This is a genomic window from Bacteroidota bacterium (assembly GCA_026391695.1).
GTDB lineage: Bacteria > Bacteroidota > Bacteroidia > Bacteroidales > JAGONC01 > JAPLDP01.
Genome location: JAPLDP010000053.1, coordinates 1 through 4601, shown reverse-complemented (window position 1 = coordinate 4601; position 4601 = coordinate 1). Strand labels below are relative to the sequence as shown.

General features: G+C 38.4%; 3 protein-coding genes. All 3 read left to right on the top strand.

From position 1 onward, the window contains the following. On the top strand, positions 1 to 226 hold a 226-nt coding region (locus tag NT175_07280), incomplete at its 5' end, for a HEPN domain-containing protein (GenBank protein ID MCX6234511.1). A 469-nt stretch (positions 227 to 695) separates the two neighbouring features. Next, positions 696 to 1223, top strand: coding sequence for a hypothetical protein (locus NT175_07275; GenBank protein ID MCX6234510.1), 528 nt, complete (start codon positions 696 to 698; stop codon positions 1221 to 1223). Positions 1224 to 2157: 934 nt separating this feature from the next. After that, a complete protein-coding gene (locus NT175_07270) occupies positions 2158 to 4239 on the top strand; it encodes a prolyl oligopeptidase family serine peptidase (GenBank protein ID MCX6234509.1) in 2082 nt (693 codons plus the stop codon). Positions 4240 to 4601: the final 362 nt, after the last annotated feature.

Genomic DNA, 4601 nt, shown 5'->3' with positions numbered 1-4601 from the left:
TGGCATTGAAACACTATCTCATGACGGAGCCAGGACTCAATTTGGCTTACATTATATTAAATCCGGGAAGATCGATAAGAAATATGGGAAACTTTTTACAAAACTCTTTGATTTTCGACAAAAAGGAGATTACGGGGATCTCTATGATTATGATGAAAGCATCGTTTTGCCACTTATTGATCAGGTAAAGGATTTTATCAACGAACTTAAAAAACAAATCATTTAAATTCACCAGCCATTACTCGAGTAGGCGGCCCCGCCAGCAATAACTGACGGGGTGCGCCTCTTACACCACCCAAATCCAAGTTCCAAATACCAAATTCCAAATACCAAACCTAAATTCCAAATTCCAAACCCCAAACCAAACCACACCCACACCGACACTCACACCCACACCCATGTCCTGGAAATATTTACACACTTGCTATGTAAACCCTAAAAAGATTTGTATTTTTGATCTTTTCGTACAGCTTACAACAAGTGTGCGCTGCATGATGCTCATGCAGCGCACACACACACTATAACCAATAAAGGTTTCAGTGGTTTGCGAAGTTCATAATCCGTATAAAGTTTTGTATCGGTGGATAAGTTAACATCACCGCAATCCTTTACTGGCCATAGCGTCAAACGTTGTGTGTATTGCCATCAAAATTATTGCGTAAGAAAGTATTCCTTGATTTTTTGTATATTTGTGTATGACAAAGCCAAATCGCTATCTACTTGATTTTAAAATTGATAAATTGACAGATTCGATACTTAACCGGATAAGTGGTGACAGTTTTCGAACAGAGATTTCATTGGTTACAAAATCTGACTTAAAAACTATAACAAAGTCGAAAGGATGGTTGTTCGACTGGAAATATGAATTTAATCAAATTGACCGGGAAGTTTATAAATTGACAATTTTAGACAACACAAACATAGTACAGGGATTAATAAGTCTATCTATAAAATCTGACCACATATACATGTATTTATTGGAGAGTGCACCATTCAATATTGGGAAAGAAAAAATTTATGAGGGTATTCCAGGCAATTTAGTTGCATTTGCATGTAAATTATCTTTTCAGAGAGGTGGAGAAGGCTTCGTATCATTCGAATCAAAGACAAAATTGATTGACCATTATGTTAATACACTTGGTGCGCATCATTTCGGCGGACAATTGATGGTCATTGATTCAATAGGTGCTAAAAGATTAGTTGATAAATATTTTAAACCATAATACCATGGGATTTATTAAAGAACCAGAAGGAGTTGATTTTGTAATTCAAAGCAAACCTCTGACAAAGAAACAAGAGAAAGAACTGAGTGAGTATATTGCTAAGAGGAAACTTGAGATTAAAAAGAAATCCAGAAAAGGCACATACACACAATCGAGTAGGCGGCCCCGCCAGTCATAGCTGACGGAGTACACCTCCCCCACCATCCGCCTGAGGCGGAGTCACGTACACGGCGGTTTCCCGATTTCGTGGAGTTTATCCCGCTTTAAGCGGGACTCATCGGGACAGGCATTCATCATCAACGGATTCTAAGATAGTATTCAAGGAATGACACATAACCCCGCTTTTGCAAGCGTTCGAGGGTGATAGTGATGGAAATGGTAGAAATAGGAAGTGTGCCCTGTCGTGAACACGGAAATATGATTCGGTTTATTGAAAACCTTTCTGTAATTTTGATTTATTAATGAGCCTCAAATTTTACAAACAAAGTGCAGTAAAATTTGTAGGTCGAATTAATCCCGACTGCGAAGCGAGTCGGGATCGGTTAAATACCCCGCAGCTTGCTGCGGGATTTGGGTCCAGGGATTGCCTTGGGGTTCATACCCGTGATTAATAATCGAGCAAAACTAATTATTTAAGGTGCCCATTGGTTAATGTGATATCATGGAGTTCATCTTCATAAGCCGGGATTTCATATCAGGAATATCCGGATTATTTCATAGCACCGGAGCTATTGTATAATGGAGATTGACACCCATGTACGTACGGGGAGTGTACAGGGTATCCGTAGTCCGTTTGATGATCTTTAGTCGAAAAAAAATAACAATCAATATAACACGCCACTTAGTCTCTCCTGTCCACACCCCTAATAGTGTGCAAACAGGACTTTATGAGTAGGTGCTATAAGATAGTTAGCGTTCATTTAAGGCAAAAAATATGAAAAAAAACCTATTCATAATTGCAGCGCTTCTAATCATCACTTCATGTAATGTGAGTTATTTAAGTTATCCTAAATTTAAAACTCAAGTGGTGACCGACAATTATTTCGGCACAACAGTTTCCGATCCTTACAGAATTCTTGAAAACGACACATCAGAAATTACTATTACGTGGTTGAAAGCTGAACAGCAACTAACAACCAATTATTTCAAAGGACTGGAGAGTATAAAAAATGAAGTGAAAGAAAGAATTAAACAACTTTCGAACCAGCCGGAATATTGGCTGCCTGAAGCAAAGGCTGGAAAATATTTCTATTATTACAAGGATACAACATTTAAAGAAAGAGTTTTTGGTTATTCTTCACAGCCCAATGCAAAACCGGAAGTTTTAGTTGATATCAGCAAATTATTTGAAGATAAATATTTTCAGAATGCCGGAGGATTGAGAATCTCTGATGATGCCAGATATCTTGCTTTTAAAATATCGAGAGGTGAGGAAGACTGGAACATAATCCATGTGATGGATATTGAAACAAAAAAACTGCTACCTGATCTGATTGAAAATGTAAAGTATTCGGATATTGCCTGGTATGGTCAAGGATTTTATTACAGCCGGTATGATAACCGTGCTGATAACAATGCCATACTAAAGAACCACAAAGTCTATTATCACAACCTCGGAGAATTGCAGTGGCAGGACAAGCTTGTATATGAGAATCCAAAAGAACCGCTTAACACTTTTGAAGCCCGTGTAGTTGATAGTGGGAATTACCTTTTTATTTTTGAAGAAAATGAGGAAGGAGAAGAACGTATTCTTTATAAGAACCTTCACATAGACAGTACCTCATTTGTTATACTTACGGGGTTTGACAAGTATGATTATTCATATTCGGGCATGTTGGATGGTAAGTTTATTCTGAGAACTAATAAAGATGCTCCTAAAAATAAATTAATCGCGATAAATCCAGAAAATGCTAAGCCTGAAAACTGGGAAACAATTATACCGGAGAAAGATAAGCTGTTAAGAAGTATAAATGTTATCGGCGGGAAAATCATTGCATTATATATGGTTGATGCGTGTGCCGAAATGTATGTCTTTGATAAAAGTGGCTTACTGATCCATCAAATACCATTGCCTTCCAGTGGCTGGACCGATGCTTGTTTACCGGACACTGCCGATTCAATTGCCTTGATTACATTCTCCTCATATACCTATCCTTATGTAAACTACAAATATAATATTGAGACCAATAAATTGAATATAATCAATAATGAGCATACAGATTCCTTTAATCCCGAACAATTTATTACAAAACAGGAGTTCTTTAAAAGCAAAGACGGAACAATAGTCCCGATGTTTATAACTCATAAAAAAGGGATTGCTCTGGACGGAAACAACCCCACTTATATTTATGCTTATGGAGGTTTCAATATCAGTCAAACTCCGCAGTATAATGTAGCTATTATCCCTTTTCTCGAAAAAGGTGGGGTGTATGTGGTAGTCAATGTTCGTGGTGGTGGAGAATATGGTGAAAGCTGGCACGATGCAGGGACTAAGCTGAATAAACAAAATGTATTTGATGATTTTATTTCGGCCACGGAATGGCTTATTAACCACAAATATACTAATCCTGAAAAGATAGCCATTTCCGGCAGATCAAACGGAGGGCTGCTTGTAGGTGCAGTCATTACCCAGCGTCCGGAATTGTTTAAAGTAGCGATTGCCGAGTTGGGTGTAATGGATATGCTGAGGTATCATAAATTTACGATTGGAAAGTCTTGGTCCGGCGATTATGGAACCAGTGATGAAAGTAAAGAAATGTTTGAATACCTACTTGGTTATTCTCCTTACCATAATGTAAAACATGGTATTCAATATCCTGCTACATTAATTGTTTCCGGAAGTTATGATGACAGGGTGGTTCCGGCACATTCCTACAAATTTGCAGCAGCCATGCAGTCGTCTGGTTCAAAAAACCCAGTATTATTGTATATAATGGACAAAAAAGGACACGGAGCCTATATGCCTGAAACCGACAGATGGGCTTTTGTAATGAAATTATTAGATATGAATAATTAAACGAAACGCTGATCGAGTAGGTGGCTCCGCCAGTCATAGCTGACGGAAAGCACCTCTCACACCATCCGCGTGCGACAAGAAGTCGCTTAATATAACTGTTTAACGTTCTTTGAATGATTAAACCTTGTGTTCCATCACAAGTAGCCTACGGACACGTGCATACCAGGCAACTGGTTTGTGCGAAGCTGTTCCGACAATATAGCCTGTAAAGAAATTCTGCGAGGAATTTCTGTCATGTTATCGCTACAACATGAAGGAGTTAGGCTCAACCGGTATGGTTAACATAGGTGAACTGTTGATAAATGTCGTGAAGTGAAGATAGCGAAAAGCGATGACTCTTAGTCTCTCCTGTCCACACCCCT

Coding starts and splice junctions, on each gene's coding strand:
- NT175_07275 (MCX6234510.1), top strand. CDS start 696: ATGACAAAGCCAAATCGCTATCTACTTGATTTTAAAATTGATAAATTG.
- NT175_07270 (MCX6234509.1), top strand. CDS start 2,158: ATGAAAAAAAACCTATTCATAATTGCAGCGCTTCTAATCATCACTTCA.